The sequence below is a fragment of the Acinetobacter sp. YH01019 genome, from assembly GCF_013420285.1.
Classification (GTDB): Bacteria; Pseudomonadota; Gammaproteobacteria; order Pseudomonadales; family Moraxellaceae; genus Acinetobacter; species Acinetobacter gandensis.
This window is the reverse complement of the sequence record NZ_VOYM01000157.1, coordinates 1-2578: the sequence shown is the minus strand read 5'-3', so window position 1 is coordinate 2578 and position 2578 is coordinate 1. Positions and strand designations below refer to the sequence as shown.

The following is a 2578-nucleotide window of genomic DNA, read 5'->3' as shown; positions in this document are numbered from 1 at the left end:
CTGCATACCAAAATCCTCATATTCTCCATAAGATTATTGCAACTTGCATGCCAATTTTATTTATTATTATTTTTCAAATATTTATGATTTTCTCTTTTTTATTTCATACAATGTTCTTTATCAAATTGGGGTCGTTTGCGGGAGAGGGCGAAATCCTACGCTAAGGCTTTGGCCAACGATATTCTCCGGTAAGATTGATGTGTTCCCAGGGGATAGGAGAAGTCGCTTGATATCTAGTATGACGTCTGTCGCACCTGCTTGATCGCGGCCGCGATAGCTAGATCGCGTTGCTCCTCTTCTCCATCCGCGTTCCAAGCTGCGGAAAGGCACCCATAAGCGTACGCCTGGTCGAGCAGGCGACGCGGATCGACGTCCAGCGCACGAGAGAATGCGTCCGCCATCTGTGCAATGCGTCTAGGATCGAGACAAAGGTCGTCTCTGTCAGCCGGATCGTAGAACATATTGGCGGCGCCAAAGCCCACTTCACCGACCAGACCGACGGGATCTATCACCAGCCAGCCGCGACTGGAGAACATGATGTTTTCATGATGCAGATCGCCATGTAGCCCACGCAGTTCCGAGGCATTGCTCATCATTTGATCGGCTATAATCGCCGCGTGGACGTAGTCAGTTTGACAACCTGCGTTTTGATCATCGCGCGCCCGCTGAAACAAAGCTGCAAAGCGATCCCGGATCGGGAGAAGGGCAGAAGGCAGGGGTTCCTCAGATGCGGCATACAGCTTCGCCATTAGTTCCGCTGCAATTTCGGTCGCCTGGTAGTCGCCGTGCTCGGCAACGATGTGAGAGAGCATTCGCTCCCCGGCATATTCGAGCAACATCAGATTGTTCTCACGACCGAGCAACCGGACTGCTCCCCTCCCATTGCGCCATACCAGATAGTCGGCCCCGCGCAGTTCATCAGCAATGTCTTCTATAGGTTTCAATCCCTTGACGATTGCAGGAGTCCCGTCTGGCAATGAAACTTTCCAAACGAGGCTGGAAAAGGTGTCCGCAATGAGAACAGGTTGCGAAACGTGCCAATGAGCAGGAAAAACAGGCGGCATGAACATCAACCCCAAGTCAGAGGGTCCAATCGCAGATAGAAGGCAAGGCGTTCGCGGTCGGGGGCTTCGATCCCCAATACATTGAATAGGACAGCGAAGGCGCGCTCTGCTTCATCTGGCGCTGCCCAGTTCTCTTCGGCGTTAGCAATCATGAGTGCCAAATCGGCATAGCGATCTGCTGTTCCGAGCCGCCCAAGGTCGATCAGACCCGTGCATTGAAGAGTTTTAGGGTCCACCATGAAGTTCGGCATGCAGGGATCACCATGGCAAACAACCATATCGGTGCGCTCTTGGTCGAGCCGCACCGGTAGCTCTCGTTCGACACGAGCCAAAAGATCGAGCTGCGGCGTACTCTTGTCCTCGTCCGGTAAGAAGTCGGGATTGACGGCATTGCGGGACACCACATCAACGGCGCGTCCGAACATTCGCGACAGCCTGCGCTCAAACGGACATTGATCAACCGATAGGCTGTGAACAGCGCCAAGTTGCTGCCCCATTGACGGCCACGCTTTGAGCAAATCCGCTCCAGACAGATCAGCCGCCGGTACTCCCGGAATTGCCGTTATCACCAAGCATGCACCCTCCTGTTCCTCCTGCCAGTTGATCACCTCGGGGCAAGCCACACCTCGACCTTTGAGCCAAATGAGGCGGTCACGCTCTCCAGCGAGCTCACCGCGGCGGGAAGCAGGTGCGATTTTCGCGAAGGCATGCCCGTCACCACGTCGAAAAACAAAATCACCAGATTCTCCGCCTCTGACAGGCAACCAGTCAGAATGCGATTCACCAAAAAAAATATTAGTTCGATTCAATGGAGGTTCCTTCAGTTTTCTGATGAAGCGCGGAGGTGAGAGGTGGTCCCACTTGTTTGAACAACTAAAAGCTTATTTATAAGTGATACTCTGCTCTAGTTAAGCTACCTTATTTTGTTGTGGTAGCTGGTCATAGTAAAACTCATCTGGAGTCATTTTGTCCAGACTCGAATGAGGTCGTTTCAAATTATAAAATTCAAAATATGCGTTTAATTGCTTCTTCGCATCCAAAACATTGCTGTAGGCTTTGAGATACACCTCTTCATATTTAACGCTCCGCCATAATCGTTCAACCATCACATTATCAACCCATCGACCTTTACCATCCATACTGATTTGAATGCCATTTGATTTCAATACATCAATAAATGCATCACTGGTAAACTGACTGCCTTGGTCTGTATTAAAGACTTCAGGTCGGCCATATTTTTCAATAGCTTCATTTAATGTTTCTATGCAAAATGTAACCTCCATACTAATCGATACTCTATGCGCAAGTACCTTGCGGCTATGCCAATCAATCACAGCACATAAATAAACAAAGCCTTTTGCCATAGGGATATACGTTATATCCGTAGACCACACTTGATTACTGCGCTGAATAGCCAATCCTTTGAGCAGATATGGATATTTACGGTGAGCTTGATTGGCCTGACTTAGATTTGGTTTACGATATAACGCATTAATGCCCATTTTCTTCATTAA

At 49.4% G+C, this 2578-nt stretch carries 3 protein-coding genes; all 3 read right to left on the bottom strand.

The window, feature by feature from the left end:
• Positions 1-233 precede the first annotated feature (233 nt).
• Positions 234-1070, bottom strand: a complete 837-nt coding sequence (locus FTT84_RS17510; RefSeq protein ID WP_000480968.1) for an aminoglycoside O-phosphotransferase APH(6)-Id — start codon at positions 1068-1070, stop codon at positions 234-236.
• Complete coding sequence (aph(3'')-Ib, locus tag FTT84_RS17505) at positions 1070-1873, bottom strand: aminoglycoside O-phosphotransferase APH(3'')-Ib (protein ID WP_001082319.1); 804 nt, start codon at positions 1871-1873, stop codon at positions 1070-1072. Before aph(3'')-Ib ends, FTT84_RS17510 begins: the two co-directional genes overlap by 1 nt.
• A gap of 99 nt (positions 1874-1972) precedes the next feature.
• Positions 1973-2578: IS3 family transposase (locus FTT84_RS17500; RefSeq protein WP_117008159.1), on the bottom strand; the 606-nt coding region annotated here is incomplete at its 5' end.